General features: G+C 55.0%; 22 protein-coding genes and 1 pseudogene. 3 read left to right on the top strand and 20 right to left on the bottom strand.

What is annotated here, in order from left to right; all coding sequences use genetic code 11:
- Window positions 1-47: 47 nt before the first annotated feature.
- The 4 genes from aqpZ to DSM117340_RS00300 form a co-directional block, all read right to left on the bottom strand.
- Window positions 48-743, bottom strand: a complete 696-nt coding sequence (aqpZ, locus tag DSM117340_RS00315; protein ID WP_089886938.1) for an aquaporin Z — start codon at window positions 741-743, stop codon at window positions 48-50.
- Window positions 744-891: 148 nt separating this feature from the next.
- Window positions 892-3,039, bottom strand: coding sequence for a polyribonucleotide nucleotidyltransferase (gene pnp, locus DSM117340_RS00310; protein WP_089886937.1), 2,148 nt, complete (start codon window positions 3,037-3,039; stop codon window positions 892-894).
- Between the two features lie 173 nt (window positions 3,040-3,212).
- Window positions 3,213-4,076, bottom strand: coding sequence for a DMT family transporter (locus DSM117340_RS00305; RefSeq protein ID WP_089886935.1), 864 nt, complete (start codon window positions 4,074-4,076; stop codon window positions 3,213-3,215).
- Entirely contained in the window at window positions 4,073-4,771 is a 699-nt protein-coding gene (locus tag DSM117340_RS00300) for a hypothetical protein (protein WP_089886933.1), read from the bottom strand. The genes DSM117340_RS00305 and DSM117340_RS00300 overlap by 4 nt, the downstream gene beginning before the upstream one ends.
- Window positions 4,772-4,966: 195 nt before the next feature.
- Here DSM117340_RS00300 and DSM117340_RS00295 point away from each other — a divergent pair, with 195 nt between their 5' ends.
- Complete coding sequence (locus DSM117340_RS00295) at window positions 4,967-5,668, top strand: SGNH/GDSL hydrolase family protein (protein WP_089886931.1); 702 nt, start codon at window positions 4,967-4,969, stop codon at window positions 5,666-5,668.
- Between the two features lie 73 nt (window positions 5,669-5,741).
- Entirely contained in the window at window positions 5,742-6,215 is a 474-nt protein-coding gene (locus DSM117340_RS00290) for a DsrE family protein (RefSeq protein WP_089886929.1), read from the top strand.
- Window positions 6,216-6,277: 62 nt separating this feature from the next.
- Here DSM117340_RS00290 and rpsO read toward each other — a convergent pair whose 3' ends face one another.
- The 5 genes from rpsO to hemC all read right to left on the bottom strand — a co-directional run bounded on the left by rpsO (window position 6,278) and on the right by hemC (window position 9,465).
- Window positions 6,278-6,547, bottom strand: coding sequence for a 30S ribosomal protein S15 (rpsO, locus tag DSM117340_RS00285; RefSeq protein ID WP_089886928.1), 270 nt, complete (start codon window positions 6,545-6,547; stop codon window positions 6,278-6,280).
- 141 nt (window positions 6,548-6,688) lie between these two features.
- The gene (locus tag DSM117340_RS00280; RefSeq protein ID WP_271437406.1) at window positions 6,689-7,636 is read right to left on the bottom strand and encodes a calcium-binding protein; all 948 of its coding nucleotides are present in this window, start codon (window positions 7,634-7,636) and stop codon (window positions 6,689-6,691) included.
- 75 nt (window positions 7,637-7,711) lie between these two features.
- Entirely contained in the window at window positions 7,712-7,990 is a 279-nt protein-coding gene (locus DSM117340_RS00275; RefSeq protein ID WP_089886927.1) for a DUF5665 domain-containing protein, read from the bottom strand.
- 9 nt (window positions 7,991-7,999) lie between these two features.
- A complete protein-coding gene (locus DSM117340_RS00270; RefSeq protein ID WP_089886926.1) occupies window positions 8,000-8,506 on the bottom strand; it encodes a DUF1643 domain-containing protein in 507 nt (168 codons plus the stop codon).
- Entirely contained in the window at window positions 8,503-9,465 is a 963-nt protein-coding gene (gene hemC / locus DSM117340_RS00265; RefSeq protein ID WP_089886924.1) for a hydroxymethylbilane synthase, read from the bottom strand. Before hemC ends, DSM117340_RS00270 begins: the two co-directional genes overlap by 4 nt.
- Window positions 9,466-9,563: 98 nt before the next feature.
- On the opposite strand from hemC, the gene hemE reads away from it, so the two are divergent.
- Window positions 9,564-10,598, top strand: a complete 1,035-nt coding sequence (gene hemE / locus DSM117340_RS00260) for a uroporphyrinogen decarboxylase (RefSeq protein WP_089886923.1) — start codon at window positions 9,564-9,566, stop codon at window positions 10,596-10,598.
- Window positions 10,599-10,646: 48 nt separating this feature from the next.
- Here hemE and DSM117340_RS00255 read toward each other — a convergent pair.
- The 11 genes and pseudogenes from DSM117340_RS00255 to xdhA form a co-directional block, all read right to left on the bottom strand.
- Window positions 10,647-11,689, bottom strand: a pseudogene (locus tag DSM117340_RS00255) (cytochrome-c peroxidase).
- 100 nt (window positions 11,690-11,789) lie between these two features.
- The gene (gene hemF, locus DSM117340_RS00250; RefSeq protein WP_089886919.1) at window positions 11,790-12,668 is read right to left on the bottom strand and encodes an oxygen-dependent coproporphyrinogen oxidase; all 879 of its coding nucleotides are present in this window, start codon (window positions 12,666-12,668) and stop codon (window positions 11,790-11,792) included.
- Window positions 12,669-12,697: 29 nt separating this feature from the next.
- Complete coding sequence (locus tag DSM117340_RS00245) at window positions 12,698-13,501, bottom strand: SDR family oxidoreductase (protein ID WP_089886917.1); 804 nt, start codon at window positions 13,499-13,501, stop codon at window positions 12,698-12,700.
- Window positions 13,502-13,558: 57 nt separating this feature from the next.
- Window positions 13,559-14,551 (bottom strand): methyltransferase, encoded by a 993-nt coding sequence (locus tag DSM117340_RS00240; protein WP_333908508.1) that lies wholly within the window; start codon window positions 14,549-14,551, stop codon window positions 13,559-13,561.
- A gap of 31 nt (window positions 14,552-14,582) precedes the next feature.
- Window positions 14,583-14,924, bottom strand: a complete 342-nt coding sequence (clpS, locus tag DSM117340_RS00235; protein ID WP_245724373.1) for an ATP-dependent Clp protease adapter ClpS — start codon at window positions 14,922-14,924, stop codon at window positions 14,583-14,585.
- Window positions 14,925-15,037: 113 nt separating this feature from the next.
- Entirely contained in the window at window positions 15,038-16,744 is a 1,707-nt protein-coding gene (gene ade, locus DSM117340_RS00230; RefSeq protein ID WP_089886914.1) for an adenine deaminase, read from the bottom strand.
- A complete protein-coding gene (locus DSM117340_RS00225; protein WP_089886912.1) occupies window positions 16,719-17,495 on the bottom strand; it encodes a TIM barrel protein in 777 nt (258 codons plus the stop codon). Before DSM117340_RS00225 ends, ade begins: the two co-directional genes overlap by 26 nt.
- A gap of 3 nt (window positions 17,496-17,498) precedes the next feature.
- Complete coding sequence (gene guaD / locus DSM117340_RS00220; protein WP_089886910.1) at window positions 17,499-18,794, bottom strand: guanine deaminase; 1,296 nt, start codon at window positions 18,792-18,794, stop codon at window positions 17,499-17,501.
- Window positions 18,787-19,587: a xanthine dehydrogenase accessory protein XdhC gene (gene xdhC / locus DSM117340_RS00215; protein WP_089886908.1), complete on the bottom strand. Its 801-nt coding sequence runs from the start codon at window positions 19,585-19,587 to the stop codon at window positions 18,787-18,789. The genes guaD and xdhC overlap by 8 nt, the downstream gene beginning before the upstream one ends.
- Window positions 19,584-21,878 (bottom strand): xanthine dehydrogenase molybdopterin binding subunit, encoded by a 2,295-nt coding sequence (gene xdhB, locus DSM117340_RS00210; RefSeq protein ID WP_271437405.1) that lies wholly within the window; start codon window positions 21,876-21,878, stop codon window positions 19,584-19,586. The genes xdhC and xdhB overlap by 4 nt, the downstream gene beginning before the upstream one ends.
- Entirely contained in the window at window positions 21,879-23,339 is a 1,461-nt protein-coding gene (xdhA, locus tag DSM117340_RS00205; RefSeq protein WP_271437404.1) for a xanthine dehydrogenase small subunit, read from the bottom strand.
- Window positions 23,340-23,476 lie beyond the last annotated feature (137 nt).

Genomic DNA, 23,476 nt, shown 5'->3' with positions numbered 1-23,476 from the left:
GTAAGCGCGGCTCCTATGAACTTAGACATAACCACTATTGGCAGTCGTTATTCAGCTTGATCAAGCAGTCCTGCCTTGAACAAAAAACCAGCTGCGACTGCGCCAAGAACTGGCGCGACAATAAACAACCAGAGTTGTGAAATGGCATGACCGCCCGCAAAAAGGGCTGGCCCAATCGAGCGCGCAGGATTGACCGACACGCCAGTCACCTTGATGCCAACCAAATGGATCACCACAAGCGTGATACCAATCGCCAGCCCAGCCATCGCTGCAGGCGCACCCTTGCCAGTCGCACCCAGTATCACGACAACAAACAAGAAGGTCGCAACCAATTCAAACAGAAAAGCCGCGGCCATATTGTATTCGCCAAGATACCCAGCGCCCCAGCCATTTTGCCCCAACCCATTAATGGCGACGCTGTAGTCTGCCTTGCCCGTCGCAATCGTCAAAAGCACAAGCGCCGCAGCAATCGCTCCAGAGATTTGTGCGGCAATGTATTGCACAGCCTCTCCCACCTGCATGCGCCCAGCAGCCACAGCACCAAGCGACACCGCTGGATTGATATGACAGCCCGAAACTGGCCCGATCCCATAAGCCATGCCGATCAGTGCAAATCCAAAGGCAAAGGAAATGCCAGCCAATCCGATTCCTGTTGTCCCATCAGCGCCTGCGATGACGGCTGCGCCGCACCCGAACAAAACAAGTGTAAAAGTGCCAATAAACTCTGCTATCATTTTCTTCATGGGTTACATTCCCTCTCGTTAAAACCTGTTGTGTAAAGACACTGCGCCAGAAAGCGCTCACAGGAACGGGGAATTTCAGAGCGGCAAGCCCAAAAGAAAAAAGCCCCAGCGCAGTGCCGGGGCTTTTCTTATCAACTGCTAGGCGAGATTACTCTTCGCTGTCGCCGTCTTTTTTCGCGTCAGGCGCGATTTCTTCGCCTGTTTGCTGATCAACAACCTTCATCGAGAGACGCACTTTGCCGCGATCGTCAAAGCCCAAGAGCTTTACTTTCACGTCTTGGCCTTCCTTCAGAACATCTGAAGGATGGTTCAGGCGACGGCTCTCAATTTGGCTCACGTGTACAAGGCCGTCACGCTTGCCAAAGAAGTTCACAAATGCGCCGAAGTCGACGATTTTCACAACTTTACCGTCGTAAACTTGGCCTTCTTCTGGCTCAGCCACAATCGAGTGAATCATGTCATAGGCTTTCTTGATCGCTTCGCCGTTCGGGCTAGCAATCTTGATGATGCCTTCGTCATTGATATCAACTTTCGCGCCAGACACTTCAACGATCTCACGGATGACTTTGCCGCCCGAGCCGATCACTTCGCGGATTTTATCCGTCGGGATCTGCATGGTCTCGATGCGTGGTGCGTGGATTGAGAAATCCTGTGCGCCATCAATCGACTTGTTCATCTCTTCGAGGATATGGAGACGGCCCGCTTTCGCTTGCTCAAGGGCTTTTTCCATAATCTCTTGCGTGATGCCCGCGACTTTGATGTCCATCTGCAGCGAGGTGATGCCGTCGGCAGTCCCTGCGACTTTGAAGTCCATATCACCGAGGTGATCTTCATCGCCAAGGATGTCTGTCAGAACAGCATAGGAACCATCATCTTCAAGGATCAGACCCATCGCAACACCAGCAACCGCAGACTTGAGCGGGACACCAGCATCCATCATCGACAGTGAGCCACCGCAAACAGACGCCATCGAAGATGAGCCGTTTGATTCTGTGATCTCTGACACAAGGCGGATTGTGTATGGGAAATCAGTCGCAGCAGGCAAAACAGCCTGAAGCGCACGCCAAGCCAGCTTACCATGGCCGATTTCGCGGCGACCGGGAGGGCCCACGCGACCAGCTTCACCAACTGAATAGGGAGGGAAGTTGTAGTGCAGCAGGAAGTTGGATTTGAAGTTGCCGTGCAGTGCGTCGATGAACTGTTCGTCGTCGCCCGTGCCGAGCGTTGTCACAACGAGGCCCTGAGTTTCGCCACGTGTAAACAATGCAGAGCCGTGTGTGCGTGGCAGGAGACCTGTCTCGCAAACAATCGGACGTACCGTATCAAGCGCGCGACCATCGATCCGCTTGCCTGTTTTCACAACGTCGCCACGCAGGATGCCAGCTTCAAGCTTCTTGAGAGCAGAACCGAGGTTCGCATCTGCAAGTTGCTCTTCTGTCAGCGCGCCCATGATGGTTGCTCGTGCCGCAGAAACAGCAGCCGTACGCTCTTGCTTATCGGTCAAAGCAAATGCAGCACGCATCGCTGTTTCGCCTGCCGCTTTCACAGCTTCATATAGCTCTGTGTACTCTGGTGGCTGGAAGTCAAACGGCTCTTTTGCAGCAGATTCGGCCAGCTCAATGATCAGGTCGATCACAGGCTGAATGCTGTCATGTGCAAATTTCACCGCACCAAGCATCTCTGCTTCGGTCAGCTCATACGCTTCTGATTCAACCATCATTACGGCGTCTTTTGTACCTGCAACAACGAGGTCAAGGCGCTGCTCAGGATTCTGACGCAGGTCTTGCATGTCATCAACCGTTGGGTTGAGCACATATTCGCCGTCAACAAAGCCGACACGTGCCGCAGCAACTGGGCCCATGAACGGCGCACCAGAAATGGTCAGAGCTGCAGAAGCAGCGATCATCGCAACCATGTCAGGGTCGTTTACGAGGTCGTGCGACAGCACGGTACACATGACCAGAACTTCGTTTTTGAAGCCAGGAACAAACAGTGGGCGGATCGGACGATCGATCAGGCGTGCTGTCAGTGTTTCTTTTTCGGTCGGGCGCGCTTCGCGCTTAAAGAAGCCGCCAGGCACTTTGCCGGCCGCATAGTATTTCTCTTGGTAGTGAACCGTCAGCGGGAAAAAGTCTTGGCCCGGCTTAGGCTGCTTGGCGAATGTCACGTTGGCCATGACAGATGTTTCACCGAGGGTCGCGATGACAGAGCCATCGGCTTGACGAGCAACCTTGCCCGTTTCAAGTGTAAGCGTTTCTTCGCCCCACTCCATGGTCTTCTTCGTAATGTTAAACATTTTCGTTTCCTGTGTCGGAGCTCTCATGGGCGTATCCCATGTCTCCTGTTTGAATGGCGGCCCCATTGCCGCCGGCCCTTTTCTATCCTGATTGAAGCGCTAGGGCCGTGGCGCAACCTCTCAGATAGGGCGCGGCATACAGGAGTTTTGCAACATTTGAAAGCCTTATAAGGCTATCCGCCGGCCGCCCCTTTCAAGCGTATCAAATTGACCCCGGCGAGTGCCGACAGGATGATACTCCCACCCCAAAGCGCAGCCTGCCCGGGGAACTCCCCGATCACCCACCAGACGAGCACAGGCCCGAGAAGCGCCTCCAGCAACAAAATCAAGCTCACTTCTGCCGCGCCAATATATTGCGGCCCCGTAGTGAGTAGGCCAAAGCCAAGAGGGACAACAACCGCGCCCAGAGCCAACATCAAAACCCAGCTATCAATAGGGACAACAAGGCTTGGCGCGAGCAACCCTGCTGCCAGTGCCGTCAGCAACCCCGACAGGCCCATTGCAGGAACCATACTGATGTTCTTCTGCGCGCGCGCAATACTAAACGTCAGCGCGAGCGATACCGCACCGCCAAAGGCAGCCATGTCTCCAATCAGGTTCCCCTCGCCACCCGCGCTGCCAGCAGCAATTACAAATACCCCTAAGAGGGCCCCTCCAATTCCGACCCAAGTCAACCGGTCTACATGTTCTTTCAACACAACAATCGATATCAGCGCTGCGATCACAGGAGATGTCGCTGAAATAAGCAGGACATTTGCAGCTTGGGTTTTTTCAACAGCATAGAGGAAACAGAACGTACCCAGAGCAAAAATGGCTGCCAAAGCCCACCCACTCCGCCCGACACGCACCACATCTCGCATCGGCCTGCGCTGTAAAAACACGCCCCATACGCCCAGAATAACCAAACCGCTGAGCAGCCCGCGCCAGAAAAGCTTGGTCAGCGTATCCGCATCAATCAAACGCACCAAGAGCACATCAGGAGAGATCACCAACACACCCGCGAGCGTGATCAAAAGACCTTTCGTTGCCAAACTCATGTCGCAGAGCCAAAAAGCTTGGTGATAAAGTCGCGGAACCACGGATCAACAGTTCTGTGTGTCTCCTCCGCAAATGCGTCCTGCTGATGGCGGCTTTGGACACCAACTCGCGCGTCATGTTCGCCAGACCAAGGCGCGGCCTGCCAATCCTTGAACATCTCATCTGTTACCTCTGGGTGAAATTGGAAACCATAGGTCTTTTCCCCATAGCGAAATGCCTGATGGGGAAACGTTTCACTGCGCGCCAAAAGCTCGGCCCCCTCGGGCAGCGTGAACGCATGAAAATGCGCCTGTGGAACGCGCAAACCTGCGGGCATAAAATCCACGTCCAGTGTTTCAAGCTCATAGTAGCCAAATTCGCAGGGCTCCCCCTCCAGCGGGCCCACCTCGCCCCCTAAGCTATGCGCAATCATCTGCGCCCCTTGGCAAAGCCCAAGCACAGGCAAACCAGCGCCGATACAAGCCTCAAGCCATTGCATTTCATCCTGCAAAAACTTCATATCTGGAATATCTGTGATGCAATACTTGCCGCCATAGACAATCGTCCCAGCAATATCATCGTCAAGCATCGGCAGAGTATCACCTGCATAAAGGTGACGATTTAAAACCTCATAGCCTAGCCGCTCCAATTGGTCAGCAGCACGGTCTGTGTGACGACTTTCGCCATGATGAATGAGAACAACTTTTTGCGCCATAGACTGGACCCTTTTTTCAAGTTTTCCAGCCCCTGTGCCCCGGTGCAAGTGGGATCTTTCGATATAACTCTATCGCAGGTGAGACAGTCTCAAACAAGCAAATCCTGCCAAATTCGCAACACAGTGTTTTAAAACCAACTGTGGATTTTCTATGCAATATTGCCGACAATTGTCTTAGTTTGTGTGAGTGAGCTTATGATACCCCGCTTTTTGTTTGTAATCTTATGTTTTGCCCTCTGGGGACTCGCTCCACATCAGGCTGCCCAAGCACAAGAAAAGCCCAAAATTCTCGCAATAGGCGATAGTCTCATGGCTTGGCACCGCATTGACGACAAATCAATCGCTGACTCTATTGCTGCCTCACTGGGCGAGCCCGTTCTCAACCGCGCCATCTCAGGTGCACGCATTATTTACGGCCTACCCCTCACTGGCGCGATGGGTCTGCGCATTTCCAATCAGTTTCGTGACCGCGAACGCTATGACTGGGTCATTATTACAGGTGGAGGTAACGACTTTATGCTTGGCTGTGGCTGTGCTCGCTGCGACAGGCGGATGAACAAAATGCTGACCGCTGACGCAAAGCAAGGGGACATTGTCAGCCTAGTCGCCCGTATCCGCCAAACAGGTGCACGCGTGGTCTATCTCGGCTATCTACGCAGCCCAGATATGGACTCGCCAATTGAGAGCTGCAAAGACGAAGGAGATGCTTTTGAAGCAAGGCTTGCCGAACTTGCCAAGCGCGACAAAGGCGTGTTTTTCCACTCGATTGCAGATCTCGTCCCTTCAGGCGACCGCAGCTTTCACGGACTCGATATGATCCACCCATCGCGCAAAGCCAGCAAGATCATTGGCCAACAAGTCGCGGCGCTCATCAAGCGCGCCGATAGTGGACGCTAACAGAAACGTGACGGGCGCGGCATTGCCAGCGCTCTTAAGCGGACGATAAGCTTAGGGTCTCACGGAGGTTAAAATGCTCAGGATATTTTTACTCGTCACCACTCTTTTCAGTTTTTCCGCCACAGCATGGGCCAGCTCTGGCGTAGACAAGCTCCTAAACGCCGAAAAAGCGCCCGTCGGGGTTGTATTTGAGGTGGTCGAAGGCGACCAGTTCGCACTCGACTGGGCCCTGCCCCACATCCAGGCACAAAGCGAACGTCTCAAGGCCCGCTTCCCTGCAATCAAGATCGCTGTTGTCACGCATGGCAACGAGCAATTTGGCCTCGCCAAATCCCTTGAGAGCCCTAAAGCCGAGAGGATAAAGACCCTCGCAGCCAGCCTGAGCCGATCAGGAACGCCCGTTCATGTATGTGGAGGCCATGCCGATGCCCGCGGTATTCCTCACGACATTTTCCCTGAATACATTGAGGTCGCACCATCGGGCCCAGCCCAGATCACAGCCTATCGCAATGAGGGCTATGCCTTGGTCATTCTTCAGAAGCCATAACTCCAAAACAAAACCGCGCCCCAAAAGGAGCGCGGCTTAAAAGTTCTAACTTGGCTCAAGTCTTAGCGACGGATGCCGAGTTTCTTGATGAGGTCCTGATAACGGCCTTCATCTTTGCCACGCAGAAAGTCGAGCAGCTTGCGGCGCTGTGCAACCATCTTCAAAAGACCACGGCGGCCGTGGTTGTCTTTTTTGTGGGTCTTGAAATGCTCTGTAAGTGTCGTGATCCGCGACGTCAGGATAGCAACCTGAACTTCGGGTGAGCCTGTATCGCCTTCTTTGGTGGCGAACTCTTTCATGACGCGTGCTTTTTCTTCAACAGTAATCGACATCGGGATCTCCTTTAGAGTTAAGGGTTCGGGCACGAGCCGGGATGTCGTCCAGCAAGGTCCATAGGATTCGCACAACCACGAAACGGAGGTGCAAGAGCGCCGTATAGGCAGATTCTATTGCGATGAAAAGCTTTTTCTAGGTTAGGCCGCAGTCGCGGTTTCGCCAATCCCGAAGAATAGAGCGGCATCACTTTGTGTCATAATCATCAAGTCATTAATGCTCATTGATAGCGCCGAGTGTACGGCCGCAATCATCTCACCATTCATCAAGATGTGGCTCACATCAGGGTCGAGACCGTCACGAGCAATAGTAATTTCAGGCTCGCTCGCATTAGCTTGGTCATCGAACACAATGATCAGCCTGTCCTCCATTGGATCAAAATCATACACCTGGGCTTCTTCGCCCGGCATGATCCAATCCCCTATGATGACATTATCTGCGCCCATGCCTGTTGTTACTATGTCTTCACTGCCAGCGACAAGATTATCTTCGCCGCCGCCGCCGTTCAAAAAGTCTTGCTCAGCAACCCCATCTTCGCGGCCATCCAGCAAGTCATCGCCCCACCCGCCAAAAAGCGTGTCTTCGCCTGCGCCGCCAACAAGTGTGTCGTCATCCAGCCCCCCATGAAGCGCATCGTCGCCATCCTCCCCTAAAAGCAGGTCATCATCAGCGCTGCCGTGAAGCATATCCTCGCCATGGCCGCCAACAAGTGTGTCATGACCGTTGTGCCCATAGAGCGCATCAGCGTCTTCTGCCCCCAAGAGTAGATCGGCTCCATCCTCACCATGCAGCGTATCTTGACCTGCGCCGCCCTGGAGCTCATCGTCGCCAGACCCGCCGTAGAGCGCGTCGTGCCCAGACCCGCCATCAATGGTATCCGCACCGTCATATCCGTTGATTTGGTCCGCGCCATCGCTGCCTGAAATCACTTCATCAGTCAGCGTTCCCGACGTTATAAACCCGCTGATGTTCGTATCCTGTGGCGCATCTGGCAGCACGGCATCTTCGCTATCTTCGCCGCCGTCGACGCTTATAAAGACGGTCGCGCCCACCAGCGCCATGCCCATCAATCCAGCAAGAAACAACATGACCGAACTCCAAACGTTGACGGGCACATAAGGCCAGAGCTCTCTGCGCGCGTCAAAGCTATTCTATTCAGTTAGTTAACGGGTTCTTTGCATTTCTTCGACAAGTTGAGCAGCCCATTCCCCGATCACGGGGATAAACTCAATCTGCGAAGCCCACCATACAAGAGTCGAAACCAAAAGTGTTGCTCCGATCACAGATCCAAGCCCAAAGGCCAAGCCCCGCATGAATTGAAATGAGAGCAACCGCCATGTCGAACTGTGAACCGTCACAAAGCGATGTGTGTTGAGCCGCTCCAGCTCCTGCGTAAGGCGGTCAATCGAGTGCTTCATCTCGGCTTCAGACTGTTCACTCATAGGACCCCCTTAAAACCAAAGCTCAGGCTGCTGTGTATAGGCAATATAGAGTGGATGCTTCGGGTGGCCAGCCTTTGTCAGCCCAAGGTGAAAGACGGGCAGTTCCATGTCTCGCAAAAGCGCCTCCATCGCCACACCTCGCTGTAAATGCTCCCCATGCGCCCCCCATGCCGCGATGATTTGATCGCCCCAGTCACAACTCTGTGCAATCATCGCATCATTTTCTGCGCCGATAGGCTCTGCCGCAGCACGCATTTTCTTGGGATCTGTATCGCGCCAAGCAAAGATATTAGTCACCCTAAATCCGCCAAATCCGAGCGTACGTGCACGCCGCTCGCAGCGCTCAACTGTCGGATCGTTCTGCACTTCAGTCGCCGTCGAAGGGTTGAGCATGATAAAGAGCGCCTTGCGCCCTGCAGGCTCCCAAACGCGCGTGAGAAGATATCGATAGCGTTCGCAGTCAGAGTAGACAGCCGTAGAAGGCGCATCGCCTTTGGTGTGCGTCCGCGTAATCATGCGCGCCAGTCAAAGAAGCCTTTGCCAGCTTGCTCAAGCAGCTTCGCTGCCATCTCACGGCCGAGTTCAGGACCATCTTCCAGTGGTGCGCTTTGATCATCGTTGATCGCCTCGCTTCCGTCAGGGCGCAGAACTTCACCACGCAAGCGCAACGTATTGCCATCAAGCTCCGCCAGACCAGCCAAAGGCGTCTCACAAGACCCATCAAGCGCCGCCAAAAAGGCGCGCTCCGCCGCAAGACGCTGACCTGTTTCTTCGTGATGAATCGCCGCCAGCATATCTGCCACGCGGCTGTCGTCGCCGCGCCGCTCAATTCCGATCGCGCCTTGCGCAACCGCAGGCAACATATCAGTCACCTCCACAGGTGTTGCAGGCACTTGTCCAATCATACCAAGCCGTGTGAGTCCTGCCATCGCCAGAAATGTCGCGTCGGCAACACCCTCTTCCAGCTTCTTCAGCCGCGTTTGTACATTTCCACGAAATTCAGAAAGCATCAGGTCAGGCCGCTTCACGGCAAGTTGCGCACGACGCCGCAAAGAAGAGCTGCCCATCACGGCGCCTTCAGGCACGTCGGCGAGCGACTTGTATTTTAGACACACGAACGCATCGCGCACATCTTCCCGTGGCAGATAGGTCTCAAGCAACAAACCTCTTGGCTGAAGCGTCGGCATATCCTTCATAGAGTGCACAGCAATATCAATACTGCCGTCCAAAAGCTGCTCTTCAATCTCTTTCGTAAACAGCCCCTTTCCCCCAAGCTCCTTCAAAGGCTTATCCTTGGCAATCAGCGCGGCATCGTCACCTGTCGTCTTGATCACGACAATTTCGAAGGCCTCATGCGGCAGGTCAAAGGCCTCAGCCAAGCGCACGCGCGTCTCGTAAGCTTGCGCCAAAGCGAGCGGAGAGCCGCGCGTGCCGATTTTGAGGGGTGCGGCGGGGGTGGGAAGTTGTTTTACCATACCCCCTGTTAGACGCGGCGCTTTGTCCTTTCAAGCGGCTCTTGCTTGACATCGCGCCGCAGCCAAGGGACGAGAGACGAACCGAAGAGGAGAGTATCATGGCACAGCAAAAGAAAATCCTGCGCGCATTGGCGGGCGAAACGCTTGAAACACCGCCGATCTGGATGATGCGCCAAGCAGGTCGCTACCTGCCAGAATACCGTGCAACGCGGGCAGAGGCTGGCGATTTCCTCTCGCTTTGCTACAATTCTGAATTGGCTTGTGAAGTCACGCTGCAACCAATCCGCCGCTATGGCTTTGATGCGTCGATTCTCTTCGCCGATATCTTGCTCGTGCCTCAGGCGCTTGGCGCTGACCTCTGGTTTGTCACAGGCGAGGGCCCTCGCCTCTCCACGATCACAGACAAAGCAGGCTTTGACGCGTTGAAGCCCGCTGATGCGATCCATGAACACCTCGCTCCAATTTATGAAACCGTTCGCATGCTCAGCCGCGAACTGCCCAAGGAAACAACGCTGATCGGCTTTGCGGGAGCGCCATGGACTGTCGCAACGTATATGATCGCAGGGCGTGGCACCCCTGACCAAGGGCCAGCGCATGCCCTGAAAGACGGGAACCGCGAAGTTTTTGAAGCGCTCCTGAAGCGGATAACTGACGCGACAATCCTCTACCTCTCTGAGCAGATCAAAGCAGGCGCGGAAGTCGTGAAAATATTTGACAGCTGGGCAGGCTCTCTCAAAGGAGACGACTTTATCAACTACGCGGTAAAGCCCGCCGCGCAGATCACTGCTGCGCTGAAAGCTCTGCACCCAGACACCCCCATCATCGCCTTCCCCCGTGGTGCAGGCGAGCGCTATATCGGCCTACATGAGGCCATCGGCGCAGACTGTATCGCGCTCGACGATGGCGTAACAGCTGAGTGGGCCGCCGCCAACGTCCAGACAGGCGGCTGCGTGCAGGGCAACCTCAAGTCGTCCCACATGGTTACAGGCGGCGATGACCTCGTCCGTGAGACCCGCAAGATCGTTGATGCCTTCAAAAATGGCCCACATATCTTCAACCTCGGTCACGGTATCACGCCTGATGCCGACCCCGAAAATGTGCAGCTGATGATTGATACTGTGCGCGGCCTTTAAGCCAAGCCTCAAAAGAAAAAGGGCCAGCTCTATGCTGGCCCTTCTCGTTTATTTCACTTCGCCAGTCGGCCTTGGCGTAGCGGCAGTCTCGGCAGGCAGGATTGGATAGACCACCTCAGGCATCTCGCCCGTTAGACTGCCTAGGAAGGCGACGATCTTATCGGCCTCATCCTCTGTCAAATCCTCGCCCAGCTGGCTCTCACCCATCACCTGCACGGCGACTTTCAAGTCCCATACAATGCCAGAGTGAAAGTAAGGCGCAGTCTGGTCGATGTTGCGCAGCGGCGAGGCACGAAAGACATATTCATCATCAGCTGTTGCTGTGACAGCAAAGCGGCCCTTATCTCCTTCAGGCAAAATATCCGCCCCCGGCTTTTCGATCAGGCCGAAGGGATAATAGCCATTGCCCCCAAGGTTGACCCCGCTATGGCAGGAGGCGCAGCCCTTGTCGATGAACAGACTAAGGCCTGCCGTTTCCATCTCACTCAAAGCCGCGTCATCTCCATTGAGCCAGGCGTCAAAGGGCGCAGGCGTGATCAGCGTCGCCTCATAAGCCTCGATCGCCTTGGCGAAGTTGTCAAAGCTCACAGGCTCCGCCTCTTCTGGGAAAGACGCAGTAAACCACTCCACGTATTGCGGCATAGAGTTGAGCGTCGCGACCACGTTGCTAGGTGTATTGGCCATCTCGACTCCCGCCTGCACCGGCCCCTTGGCCTGCTCGGCTAGGTCTGGCGCGCGCCCGTCCCAGAACTGGGCTTCGTTGAAGACAGAGTTCAGCACGGTGGGCGAGTTACGCGGGCCTTTCTGCCAACCGTGGCCAATAGATGTTGGCATATTGTCGTCCCCGCCCGTGGCGAGGTTGTGGCAAGAGTTGCAGGAAAAAACACCAGACGCTGACATGCGCGGATCAAAAAAAGCGCTTTCCCAAGATCAATCTTCTCGGGCGTGACAGGGTTCGCATTCAACGCAGGGATCGTGGAAGGCAGCGGCGCAAAAAGCTCCAGCGCCTCATTTCGCAGATCATTGGCAAAGGCTGCGCTTCCAGAAGCGAGCGCCAAGGCGGTGGTAGATGTCAAAAAGAAATGTCTCATGCTTATTCAGGCCTCCACAAGGTAAAAGCAGGATCAAGTTCGAGCGCGTTTCTTCAAGACATAAGATATTCGATTCGTCGCATATTAGAATTGATCGAAGTCAAACCCACTTCGCCATAGGCGGCAAACTCATCAAAACAGCATTGGCGTCATGACCTGTTTCAAGACCAAATTTCGTGCCTCGATCATAAACAAGATTGTATTCCGCATAGAGCCCGCGGTGTACCAGCTGCTTATCTTTCTCGACCTCACCCCAAGGCTGCGCCATACGCTTTTCGGTCAGCGGCACAAAGGCGGGCAGGAAGGCTCGGCCAATATCTTGAATGAAGCCGAAATCTGCCTCCCAATCACCCGTGTTATGATCATCGAGAAAAATACCACCCACGCCCCGTGCGCGGTTGCGGTGCGGGATGTAAAAATACTCGTCCGCCCAATCCTTAAGTCTTTGATAGTGCTCAGTGCCATGCTTATCGCAATGTTCTTTTTGCACAGAATGAAAATGCGCAGTGTCTTCAGCATATTCAATGCAGGGGTTCAGATCAGATCCGCCGCCAAACCACCAGCCATGCGGTGTCCAGAACATCCGCGTATTCATATGGACGGCAGGGCTATGCGGGTTCTGCATATGCGCCACAAGACTGATCCCCGCAGCCCAGAAACGCGGATCTTCCGCCATACCTTCAAGACCCTTGCGCGCGGCCATCGCCGCCTGAGCACGGATGCCGAGCGTGCCATAGACTGTTGAAATATTTACACCAACCTTCTCAAACACGCGGCCTCCGCGCATCACACTCATCAAGCCACCGCCCGCATCAGAGCCATCGTCAGACTGGCGCGTGGTTTCAGTAATTTCAAAGCGACCCGCAGGCTCATCACCGCCAAATGCGTCTTCCAGCCCTTCAAAAGCCGTCACAATCTCGTTGCGCAACTCACGGAACCACGCGCTTGCGCGGGTTTTCTCGTTTAGCATATCACTCATGTTGTTCTCCTCCGTGGCCTTTAGGCAGATCAGTGCGCAGGCGCGGTCACAGGATCAAGCAGCGTACGACCGCCATCAACAGTCAGCACTTGCCCCGTCATAAAACTCGCCCCGTCGGAGGCCAAAAACTGTACAGCTTCCGCCAGTTCGGTTGGGCTCGCAATCCGTCCCATCGGCGTACCGCTCTCAATGACCGAGCGAAAATCAGGATTGTCCTTCAAATGCTCCTGCAGACTCGCGCTCATCACAGACCCCATCGCAACGGCGTTCACTCTGATACGATCGGGCGCAAGCGCCACAGCCAGAGAGCGTGTCATCTGCTCCAATGCCGCATTTGAGATCGAAAGCGCCATAAGCTGCGGATGCGCTCGCCGCGCCAGAATAGACGAAAGGTTGATGATTGAACCTGCAGGTCTATCACTGTCATCATCATGTGCTTGCTTAATCATCCGCTTGGCAATGAGCTGACTGAGGCGCAACGACGCCATCAAGTTCTGTTCCAGTGCCATTTGCACAGCATCATCATCAGGGTTCAGGGGATCAGAAGAAACAACCTGCCTCGATGCATTGACCAAAATATCCACGCGGTCAAAGGCGTCAATCGTGGCTGAAAGCAAGTTGGCCAGCGTCAGCTTCTCACGCAAATCGCCTGCAAACGCACGGATCGGGCTGCCTTCTTCTTGAACACCGACTTCCTTTGTCAGCGCTTCGTCGTCCATATCGGCAAACATGACGTTTGCCCCCTTGTCGACAAAATGCCGCGCAATCGCGAGGCCAACACCATTCGCGGCCCCCGTAACAATCGCCGTTTTTCCACTGATCGAAAGCGACATCTCTCGCTCCTTCGTTCGAATCTTCTCTAAAACTGGAGAAACTGTTAGCGCAAAAACCTAGCGCTTACGAGACGGCTTGGCCGCATGCAAAATCTTGAAGCGACTGTTGCCGCCCTCAAGCTCTTCAACAAAGCCAAAACGCGCACGTAGGGATTCCTCATAAGGCAGGTGACGGTTGGCCACCATATAGAGGTGCCCGACCCCTTTCAAAGCAGCTGCCGCTGAAGCAATAAAGGCCTGCCCCAACTCAGGCACACCCTTACGTCCCGTATGAAACGGCGGGTTCATCACAACGCTATCCAGCGAGGCACGTGGCTGCCAACGAGTTGCATCCGCCCAGTGAAACTGAACACGTGAATCTGGAGTGTTTACCCTCGCACATTCAAGTGCTGCATGGCTTGATTCAACCATATGCAAAGTCTCAACAGTCTCTCGCGTCAAAATTGCGCGTGAAAGATAGCCCCAACCTGCGCCAAGATCGGCGACTTCCTTACCAAGCTTTTCGGGCAAGACAGCCTCCAAAAGCCGTGATCCCTCATCCACCTTTTCAGCAGAAAAAACGCCCGGAACAGTGAAGAAACCGTCCGTATTTTGGCCGCCAACACCAGCCTCAAGCCAGTCTTGTGCTGCATCCTGCTTAAGATCACAGCTAAAAATCTTACCATGCGCCTTGCTATAGGCCGCGCTGCAGGTGCTCCGCTTGCGCAATTCTTTGAAGTGGCTGTCAACGCCATCGGTCTTCACACCATCAACAATAAAGGTACCGCCTGTCATCTTGGCAGCGCGGGCAAACAACACGCGTCCCTCAAGTCGCCCACGCGGCACAAATACGACCACGCCAGCGGCAACATCGGGAAGCTCAGTCGCAAGAGCATAGCCTTGCGCCTCATAGGCACTGGCGGCCACCACGTCATCGCAAACAATCAAAAGACGTTCTTGCGGTAAACCCTCAAGATTCTGGCCAGCAGCGCCCAAAACAACAATATCGCCTTCGGGTGGCAAGCTCACATGCCCCGCCTCAAGCGCGAGTGACAAACGTGTATCCATCATCAGAATAATCCCTTCAGGGCGAGGCCGCGCCTCACTCCTTTTCCATCGTGCATTGCAGCGGGTGCTGGTGCTGGCGCGCAAGGTCCATAACCTGTGTCACCTTCGTTTCGGCGATCTCATGCGAGAAAACACCGACAACAGCAAGCCCTCGCTTATGAACAGTCAGCATAATCTCGAATGCCTGAGCATGATCCATACCAAAAAAACGCTCCAGAACATGCACAACAAATTCCATTGGCGTATAGTCGTCATTCAGCAGCATCACCTTATAAAGAGGTGGCCGCTTGGTCTTGGGCTTTACTTTGGTGATAACAGAGGTATCCCCCCCATCGTCGTCCTCGTCGCCCATTCTAATGATCGCAAGTTCTTGCATCATGCCTGACATTTTGCTCCGCAGTCACCGCTCTATATAACGCCTCAAGGGGTGGTGAAAAGAGGTTGCCAAAAACTCTCTGCATACCAAAGTGCCAAAGCTGCTCGGCCAAGTCACCCGATGATCTCAAACTTCATGACATCGACAAGCCCACGGTCCGTGATCTTCAGCGCCGGAATCACAGGGAGCGCCAAAAACGCCAGCTGCAAGAAGGGCTCGCGTAAGCTCACATCCAGACTCGCAGCCGCCGCCCGCAGCGGCACAAGCTTTTCATGAACGTCCTCATAGCTCTCGAGGCTCATCAGCCCCCCCAAAGGCAGGGGAAGCTCAGCAAGGACACGCCCAGCTTCAACAACAACAAACCCGCCCTCAATCTCTCCCAATCGGTTCGCGGCAAGCGCCATATCGTCATAGTCCACACCCACAACAGCAATGTTGTGATGGTCATGGCACACAGTCGAAGCTATCGCCCCGCGCTTGAGGCCAAATCCACGCACAAAGCCAGTGGCAATGTTGCCATTTTTCCCATGCCGCTCGATGACACCTATCTTGACCAAATCACGCGCCACATCGGGCCGTTTATCACCGTCAACAATCGGAATGTCCTCATGCAAATGCTCAGTGATAATCTTGCCCTCGATAATCCCGATCACACTTGTACTCTCGCGGTTACCCGCGGTGCGAAACGCCTCGCCCGTGACTTTAGGCGCCTTCACAGAATTGCGCCCAACAGGTTCGATCACCTCGCGCATTGCAAAGGCCTGATCTGTCAACAGGACACCACCTGCCCAGACGGCCTGCACATCACAAGCCTCAAGGCTCTTAACAGCAACAATATCCGCACGCTTACCAGGCGCTATCTGTCCCCGGTCCTTCAGCCCGAAAGCCTCCGCCGCCGACAAGCTCGCCGCCCGATAGACCGCCCGTGCCGAACAACCACGCTCAATCAAGCGCCTGATCATATAGTCCAGATGCCCTTCTTCTGCGATATCAAGCGGGTTCCGATCATCCGTACAAAGGCACATATAGGGGGAGGTAAAATCGTCGAGCAATTCCGCCAGCGCCTCCAAGTCTTTGCTGACAGAGCCTTCTCGAATGAGCACCCGCAGCCCTTTCTGTAGCTTCTCACGGGCTTCTTCTGCGCTCGTCGCCTCATGCTCCGTACGCACACCCGCGCTCACATAAGCGTTCAGGTCGAGGCCCGAAAGCAAGGGCGCGTGCCCATCAATATGCTGACCCTCAAAGAGCTTGAGCTTTGCCATAATCCCCGCGTCACGATGAACCACTCCGGGGTAATTCATAACCTCGGCCAGCCCGCTCACCTGTGGGTGGCTCTTCAGCGGAGCAAGATCCTCCGCCTCAATCCGCGCCCCAGCAGTTTCCATTTCTGTTGATGGCACACAAGAACTGAGGTTCACCCGCAAATCCATCAAGAGCCGCTCAGAGGCGTCCAAGAAATATTGGAGGCCCGCGATCCCAATCACATTGGCGATCTCATGCGGATCACAGATCGCAGTCGTGACACCACGAGGCCCAACACAACGATCGAATTCAAACGGTGTCACAAGAGAGCTTTCCACATGCAGATGCGTATCGACGAACCCAGGAACAAGCGTAAGCCCACTCACATCAACGATTTCATGGGCCTCATAGTCCGCGCCAATCCCTGCAATGATCCCCTGAAAGATTGCCACATCGCCGGCAATCCACGCGCCCGTCACCACATCAAAAACTTCGCCACCGCGCAGCAAAGTATCAGCGGGGGCCTCGCCCCGCGCCACAGCAATCAACTCTTCAAGTTCTGGACGCTCCTGCCGCATCTCGTGCCTCTCCGAGCCAGCTAAGGCCCTCAATTGTCTTACCGCGCGGATGATATTCGCAGCCTACCCATCCCGCATAACCCGACGCATCAAGCGCTGCAAATAACGCCCCGAACCCTTCCGGCTCATGCCGCCCTGGCACACCCGCAATCTGAACGTGAGCCATGTGTGGCAATACATCAGATAAAGCGCTCAGAGCATCACCATGTGTCCGCTCGTGATGATAAATATCCCACTGAAGGGCGACATTTTCATGATCAATTTTGTGCAAAAGCTCCACCGCCTGATCAGTGCGATTCAGGAAATACCCAGGCATATCAAACGTATTAATCGGCTCGATCAGAACAGTGCAATCCTGTCGCGCGAGCTTGTCCGCTGCGCGGCGGACGTTCCCGATATAGCAAGCCTCTGCTTCGCGTCCTTCGGCAATTCCTGCCATGCAATGCACACGATCCGCACGCAGAATGCGCCCGTAGCGCGCAGCCATATCAAGACCTTCCGCAAACTCGGCTTCGCGTCCGCTTACAGCGGCCAGCCCACGCTCGCATCCACCCCAATCTCCCGGCGGCAAATTAAAAACAGATAGTCCCAGCGCATTTTCCTCAAGAGCCCACGCAAGGCTCTCAGGTACATACCCATAAGGAAACATGAATTCGACCGCCCCAAAGCCCGCATTTCGCGCAGCCTCAAAGCGAGCATCAAATGCAAGCTCGGTAAACATCATAGAAATATTAGCCGAAAACCGTGGCATCTCTCAAACATCCTTCTGCGCTGCACCGGCAACATAGGTTTGCGCAACGGCGCGATCATCGCCCATGATCATCAGAAGGAAAAGCTCTTCTGCAAGTGTCTCGATGCGATCCGCGCGCAAAGTCATCTCAGGGGTTGCCCGCGCGTCGAGTACAACCATATCTGCAACGCTCCCTGCCTTTAGCGTGCCAATTTCCTGCACCAGCCCAAGCGCTTCGGCATTGCCGCGCGTGATCCAGTCAAACGCTTGATAGGGATGCATCTGCTGCCCACGAAGCTGCAAAACTTTATAGCCCTCATTCAGCGTCTGAAGCATCGAGTAAGACGTTCCCCCGCCTATATCTGTAGCGATTGCACCCTGAATACCACGCGCACGAAGCCCCGCATCATCATAGAGGCCAGAGCCGAGAAAGAGATTTGATGTTGGACAAAACACAGGCTTCGCACCCGTCCCTGCAATCACATCGATCTCGCGAGGCTCAAGATGGATCGCATGGCCTAGCAACGCCCGCGCGCCCAAAAGCCCATAACGCTCATAGATACCCACGTAATCGGGCGCATCGGGGTAAAGTTCGCGCGCCCGTTCAATCTCCGTCAGGTTTTCGCTGACATGGGTCTGCATGTAGCACTCAGGGTGTAAGGCGCACAAAGCCCCCGCTGCCTCAAGCTGCTCAGGGGTGGATGTCAGAGCAAATCGAGGCGTAATCGCATAAGACAGCCGTCCCTTACCGTGCCATCGTTCGATCAAGGCAAGGCTCTCGTCATAGCCTGTCTGCGCTGTGTCGAGCAAAGCCTCAGGCGCATGACAGTCCATCATTACCTTACCGCCGATCATGCGCATGCCGCGCCGTTCGGCTTCCGCAAACATCGCCTCAGCACTTGTGGCATGAACCGAACCATAGGCTACGCCTGTGGTCGTCCCGTTTCTCAAGAGCCCGTCATAAAATCCTGTCGCCATTGCCTCGCAATGCGCCATCTCCGCAAAACGCTGTTCTTCCACAAACGTATATTTGTTGAGCCAATCAAGCAGATCTTTGCCCCAGCTCGCAAGAACCTGCACCTGCGGGAAATGGAGATGCATATCAATGAAGCCTGGCAAAATCAGATGCGGTCGGTGGTCCACAACATGCGCGCCATAGACGCTTTTGCGCACATCATCCGCGTCTCCCATAGCCACAATGCGTCCGTCTCTGACGTGCACAGCCCCCGCCTCGTGATAAGTAAACGCCGCCTCATCATGCGCGCCTTCAGGCCGACGATGAAAGCTCAGCACGCGGCCAAGGAATAGCGTTTCACTCATCTGCCAGCTCCTTTGAGTGCGCTTTTGTCAAAGCCATCAAAACCTCCGCCACGACAAACGCAGCAATCACTTCAGGCCGCCTGTCTCCTTTGTGCGCTGCCGCCATCGGACACATCAATGCCCCTGTGCCTCCCACTGCCCAGCTTTCAAATTTTGCACGCTTGGTCTTGGAGCCTATCATTCCAACATATGCCGCATCGGTGCGCGCCAGTGCTTCTTGTGTGAGCAAAAAGTCGAGACTGTGCTCATGCGTGGCCACAATATAGGCCGCACCCGCACTCGCCTTACGCAGCTCGGCCTCTGGCAGCGGCGTGCAAATTTTCTCTGTCCCGTTCGGCGCGCGGGCCAACTCCTCTGCTCGGCTGTCGATAAGCTTTGCACGCACGGGAAGCGGCGCGAAAGCATAAGCAAGGGCGCGGCCAACATGCCCCGCACCAAGGATCAACACCTCGGGCAAGCCCATCAGCCGCTTTGCGTCTTCAGCAATGAGCTCAGCCTTGCCCTTATCGTCTAGCTCCTTGAGCATAAGGCGCACGCGCCCCCCACAACATTGGCCGATCTCAGGGCCAAGCGGTACGTTCATTTCACGAAAGCGCTCACCAGAGCGAGCCAGCATCCGAGCTTCATCCATCGCCATATATTCAAGCTGACCGCCCCCAACAGTGCCCCAGATCTGAGTGCCACGCACAAGCATGAACGCACCTGGCTCACGCGGCGACGACCCCCGCACCTCGGCAATACGCACTTCGACAACAGCGCCTTCGACCTCAAGAAATGTCGCCAACCCACTCATCGCTTGAGCCGCTCTATCGCCATCAACACTCGCTCTGGAGTGGCGGGGGCATCAAGCCTCGGGCATGCTTTGTAATCAGCCACAGAGGCTACCGCATGACCAATCGCCTCGAACACCGAGATTCCAAGCATAAATGGCGGCTCACCCACCGCCTTGCTCCGCTTGATCGTACGCTTGGGATTCTCGCTCCATTCTGCCAGCCGCACATCAAAATGCCGTGGTTTGTCAGAAGCCAGAGGTATCTTGTAGGTGCTCGGCGCATGAGTTCTGAGCTGACCTTTGTCATCCCACCACAGCTCTTCAGTGGTCAGCCAGCCCATCCCTTGAATGAATGCGCCCTCCACTTGCCCACGGTCAATCGCAGGGTTGAGCGAGCGGCCCACATCATGCAGAACATCGGCGCGCGTGACACGGTATTCGCCCGTCAGCGTGTCGATTTCAACTTCCGAACAAGACGCGCCATAAGCGAAGTAAAAAAACGGCTGGCCCTTGCCAGAGGCCCTGTCCCAGTGAATCTCTGGCGTCTTGTAAAACCCCGCCGCAGATAGCTGCACACGGTCCATGTAAGCGCCAGCGATAAACTCGCGAAAGCTCATGTCCTTGTCGCCAAAGTGAACGTGCCCGCCGTCAAACCGCAGCTCGCCTACGCCCCATTTCTCACGGGCATAGTCTGCCAGCCGTGCCTTGATTTGCTCACAGGCATCCAGCGCCGCCATACCGTTGAGGTCTGTGCCTGAAGACGCCGCCGTAGCGCTGGTGTTTGGGACCTTCTCTGTCGTGGTCTTGGTGATCTTCACAGCGTCAAGCGATACACCAAAAGCCTCCGCCACGATCTGCGCAATCTTGGTGTTCAGCCCTTGGCCCATCTCCGTACCGCCATGGTTAATCATGAGCGAGCCGTCCTTATAGACATGTAGCAAGGCGCCCGCCTGATTGTACCAAGTTGCTGTAAAGCTGATGCCAAACTTGACAGGCGTCAAAGCAATTCCACGCCGCAAAATCCCGCCTTTGGCATTAAACGCGAGGATCTCTTCACGCCGCTTACGATATTCTGATGTTTCTTCAAGTTCGCCAATGAGCCGCTCAAGAATGTTGTCTTCCACTTTCTGATGATACGGCGTCACATCCCGCTCACCCACCCCATAGAAGTTAGCCTTGCGGATATCGAGCGTGTCCTTACCCAGCACATACGCAATCTCTTCAATCATGCGCTCCGCCACAATCACACCCTGAGGTCCGCCAAACCCTCTAAAGGCCGTGTTAGAAACTGTATTCGTTTTCATGGGCCGCGATTTAAGCCGCACATGCGGATAGAAATAGGCGTTGTCCGCATGGAAAAGAGCACGGTCTGTCACAGGTCCTGAAAGGTCCGCCGCAAAGCCACAGCGCGCCGCCCACTGGCCCTCTACAGCCTCGATGCGCCCGTCTTCATCAAAGCCTACAGCATAATCGGCCACAAAATCGTGTCTCTTCCCTGTCGAGCTCATATCCTGATCCCGATCAGGGCGGATTTTTACGGGGCGGTTCCACTTTTTTGCCGCCATAGCCGCAACGGCGGCAAAGAGGTTCATCTGGCTTTCCTTGCCACCAAACCCCCCGCCCATACGCCGCACATTGACGACAACAGAGTTGGCGGAAACGCCCAGAACCTGCGCTACAATCATCTGCGCTTCAGTCGGGTGCTGCGTCGAAGCATAGATAACCACATCATCGTCTTCACCCGGCATCGCAAATGAGATGTGACCCTCCAGATACATGTGGTCCTGCCCGCCAATCGCCATCTGCCCTGTGATACGATTGGCCGCTTTGGCAAAGCCTTCGCCTACATCGCCACGCTCAAGCGTCAATGGCGCTGTCACATCAGGATAGCCCGCTTCAATCGCTTCCATGGGCCCAAGAACATGCGGCAGCACATCAATATCCACTTTCGCCCGCTCTGCCGCCCGCCGCGCAATATCGCGGCTCTCGGCGATCACGGCAAACAAGGGCTGACCATAAAATTCGACAGTCTTTTCGGGAAAAACAGGCTCATCTCCTGCATGCACTGCAGAGACATCATTCACCCCAGGAACATCCTCGGCAGTCAGAACTCCGATCACGCCCTTCACAGCCAGAACAGCTCGCAAATCCATCGCCTTGATCGCCCCATGCGCAACCTGTGAGCAGCCAAGATAAGCATGCAACGTGCCAACAGGCTCTGGGATGTCGTCGGTATATTCCGCTCGCCCCATCACTTGTTTTATCGCGCTGTCGTGTTTGGCATCGGTGCCAGTATGTCCGAACTCAGCCACTCACATACCCTCCAGCTTAGCGACTTCGCCCGCGCCCTGCTCCGCCCAAAAGCGCCGCAAAAAGTTTCCTGCCACAAGGCTTCGGTATTCGGCCGTGGCGCGCCAGTCACTCAATGGCTGAAAATCATCCCCAACAGCCCTCGCGGCCGCTTCAAAACTCTCCACTGCAAACGGCTTCCCAACAAGTGCCGCCTCTGCCGCCTCCGCCCGCTTAGGTGTCGCTGCCATGCCGCCAAAAGCAATCCGCGCTTGCGCAATCCTGCCTTCATGCACGGCCACAGCTATCCCGACAGCAACAGCCGTAATATCTTCATCCCGCCGTTTGGAAACTTTGTATGCAGCATGATGCACGCCAGCTTGCCCAAGCGGTAGCTCTACAGCCTCAACGAACTCACCCACGCGCAAATCCTGCTTTCCATAAGCGATGAAATATTCTTCCAGCGGTAACTTCCGACGGCCTATCGCGCTTCGCAAATGAAGCTTTGCCCCAAGTGCAATAAACACAGGCGGCACATCTCCAATCGGCGATCCATTGGCAATGTTTCCTCCTATCGTTCCCATATTGCGCACTTGCCAGCCTGCAATCCGCCGCCAATAGTTCGCCAAATGCGGGAAGGCCGCCATCAGAGCCTCTTCTGCTTCGCTATAGCTCACACCAGCACCAAGTTTCAGGACAGAGCCTGAACGTTTGATCTGACGCAACTCTGGCAAATGTCCTATGAATACAGCTGGCGAAATAGGGCGCAAAAGCTTCGTCACCCACAGCCCGACATCCGTCGCCCCCGCAACAATCGTCGCATCTGGATGCTCTGCTAAAACCTCAGTCAAATCAGCAAGGTTCGCGGGCAAAATCGCACGGTCGCCAGCCTTGCAAATATCCACGCGCCGACCGTCGCTCAAAGCCTCCAACCAAGAAGCAACATCAGCCCGCTCGACTGCCAGCGGATCTGCAGAAGGGTCACCCAAAGCCGCGGCCGCGCGCGCCGCCTTAAAAATCGGCTCATAACCCGTGCACCTGCACAAATTGCCCTGCAGCGCAGTCTCAATTTGCGCATCACTCGGCTCAGGCGTTTCCATCCAGAGCGCATAAAGCGACATCACAATCCCAGGTGTGCAAAAGCCACACTGACTTCCATGAGCATCGACCATCGCCTGCTGAACAGGGTGCAAACCACCGCCTGCGCCACGCAAATGCTCGATTGTAACCACATGACAGCCATCGAGACTTGCCAAAAAACGAATACAGGCATTCACCGTCTCATAGCGCAAGCCCACGCCCGTAAGCCGCCCCACAAGCACGGTACAAGCACCGCAATCGCCCTCGGCGCAGCCCTCTTTCGTACCAGTCAACCGCTTCGTAATTCTCAAAAAATCAAGCAAAGTATCCTGCGCGCCAACTGCGTCAAGCCGCACATCCTCACCATTCAACAAAAATCTGATCTCGTGTCGCGGCAGCGCCATAGCATGACCTTTCCTAAGACTTCTTGCGCCGAGTTTACGTCCGTTTAACTTTCAACGAAAGAAGCGCTCATCGCTAGACACTTTCAACAAATATTATAAAATAATCATTTGCAAACTACGCCATACTGTCCACATCA

It is taken from the genome of Lentibacter algarum (assembly GCF_040580765.1).
Taxonomy (GTDB): domain Bacteria; phylum Pseudomonadota; class Alphaproteobacteria; order Rhodobacterales; family Rhodobacteraceae; genus Lentibacter; species Lentibacter algarum.
This window is presented reverse-complemented; position numbering and strand designations above follow the sequence as displayed.

What these genes read in the sequence shown, in the direction of transcription:
- aqpZ (WP_089886938.1), bottom strand. Translation starts at nt 743, where the DNA reads ATGAAGAAAATGATAGCAGAGTTTATTGGCACTTTTACACTTGTTTTG.
- pnp (WP_089886937.1), bottom strand. Translation starts at nt 3,039, where the DNA reads ATGTTTAACATTACGAAGAAGACCATGGAGTGGGGCGAAGAAACGCTT.
- DSM117340_RS00305 (WP_089886935.1), bottom strand. Translation starts at nt 4,076, where the DNA reads ATGAGTTTGGCAACGAAAGGTCTTTTGATCACGCTCGCGGGTGTGTTG.
- DSM117340_RS00300 (WP_089886933.1), bottom strand. Translation starts at nt 4,771, where the DNA reads ATGGCGCAAAAAGTTGTTCTCATTCATCATGGCGAAAGTCGTCACACA.
- DSM117340_RS00295 (WP_089886931.1), top strand. Translation starts at nt 4,967, where the DNA reads ATGATACCCCGCTTTTTGTTTGTAATCTTATGTTTTGCCCTCTGGGGA.
- DSM117340_RS00290 (WP_089886929.1), top strand. Translation starts at nt 5,742, where the DNA reads ATGCTCAGGATATTTTTACTCGTCACCACTCTTTTCAGTTTTTCCGCC.
- rpsO (WP_089886928.1), bottom strand. Translation starts at nt 6,547, where the DNA reads ATGTCGATTACTGTTGAAGAAAAAGCACGCGTCATGAAAGAGTTCGCC.
- DSM117340_RS00280 (WP_271437406.1), bottom strand. Translation starts at nt 7,636, where the DNA reads ATGTTGTTTCTTGCTGGATTGATGGGCATGGCGCTGGTGGGCGCGACC.
- DSM117340_RS00275 (WP_089886927.1), bottom strand. Translation starts at nt 7,990, where the DNA reads ATGAGTGAACAGTCTGAAGCCGAGATGAAGCACTCGATTGACCGCCTT.
- DSM117340_RS00270 (WP_089886926.1), bottom strand. Translation starts at nt 8,506, where the DNA reads ATGATTACGCGGACGCACACCAAAGGCGATGCGCCTTCTACGGCTGTC.
- hemC (WP_089886924.1), bottom strand. Translation starts at nt 9,465, where the DNA reads ATGGTAAAACAACTTCCCACCCCCGCCGCACCCCTCAAAATCGGCACG.
- hemE (WP_089886923.1), top strand. Translation starts at nt 9,564, where the DNA reads ATGGCACAGCAAAAGAAAATCCTGCGCGCATTGGCGGGCGAAACGCTT.
- hemF (WP_089886919.1), bottom strand. Translation starts at nt 12,668, where the DNA reads ATGAGTGATATGCTAAACGAGAAAACCCGCGCAAGCGCGTGGTTCCGT.
- DSM117340_RS00245 (WP_089886917.1), bottom strand. Translation starts at nt 13,501, where the DNA reads ATGTCGCTTTCGATCAGTGGAAAAACGGCGATTGTTACGGGGGCCGCG.
- DSM117340_RS00240 (WP_333908508.1), bottom strand. Translation starts at nt 14,551, where the DNA reads ATGATGGATACACGTTTGTCACTCGCGCTTGAGGCGGGGCATGTGAGC.
- clpS (WP_245724373.1), bottom strand. Translation starts at nt 14,924, where the DNA reads ATGCAAGAACTTGCGATCATTAGAATGGGCGACGAGGACGACGATGGG.
- ade (WP_089886914.1), bottom strand. Translation starts at nt 16,744, where the DNA reads ATGCGGCAGGAGCGTCCAGAACTTGAAGAGTTGATTGCTGTGGCGCGG.
- DSM117340_RS00225 (WP_089886912.1), bottom strand. Translation starts at nt 17,495, where the DNA reads ATGCCACGGTTTTCGGCTAATATTTCTATGATGTTTACCGAGCTTGCA.
- guaD (WP_089886910.1), bottom strand. Translation starts at nt 18,794, where the DNA reads ATGAGTGAAACGCTATTCCTTGGCCGCGTGCTGAGCTTTCATCGTCGG.
- xdhC (WP_089886908.1), bottom strand. Translation starts at nt 19,587, where the DNA reads ATGAGTGGGTTGGCGACATTTCTTGAGGTCGAAGGCGCTGTTGTCGAA.
- xdhA (WP_271437404.1), bottom strand. Translation starts at nt 23,339, where the DNA reads ATGGCGCTGCCGCGACACGAGATCAGATTTTTGTTGAATGGTGAGGAT.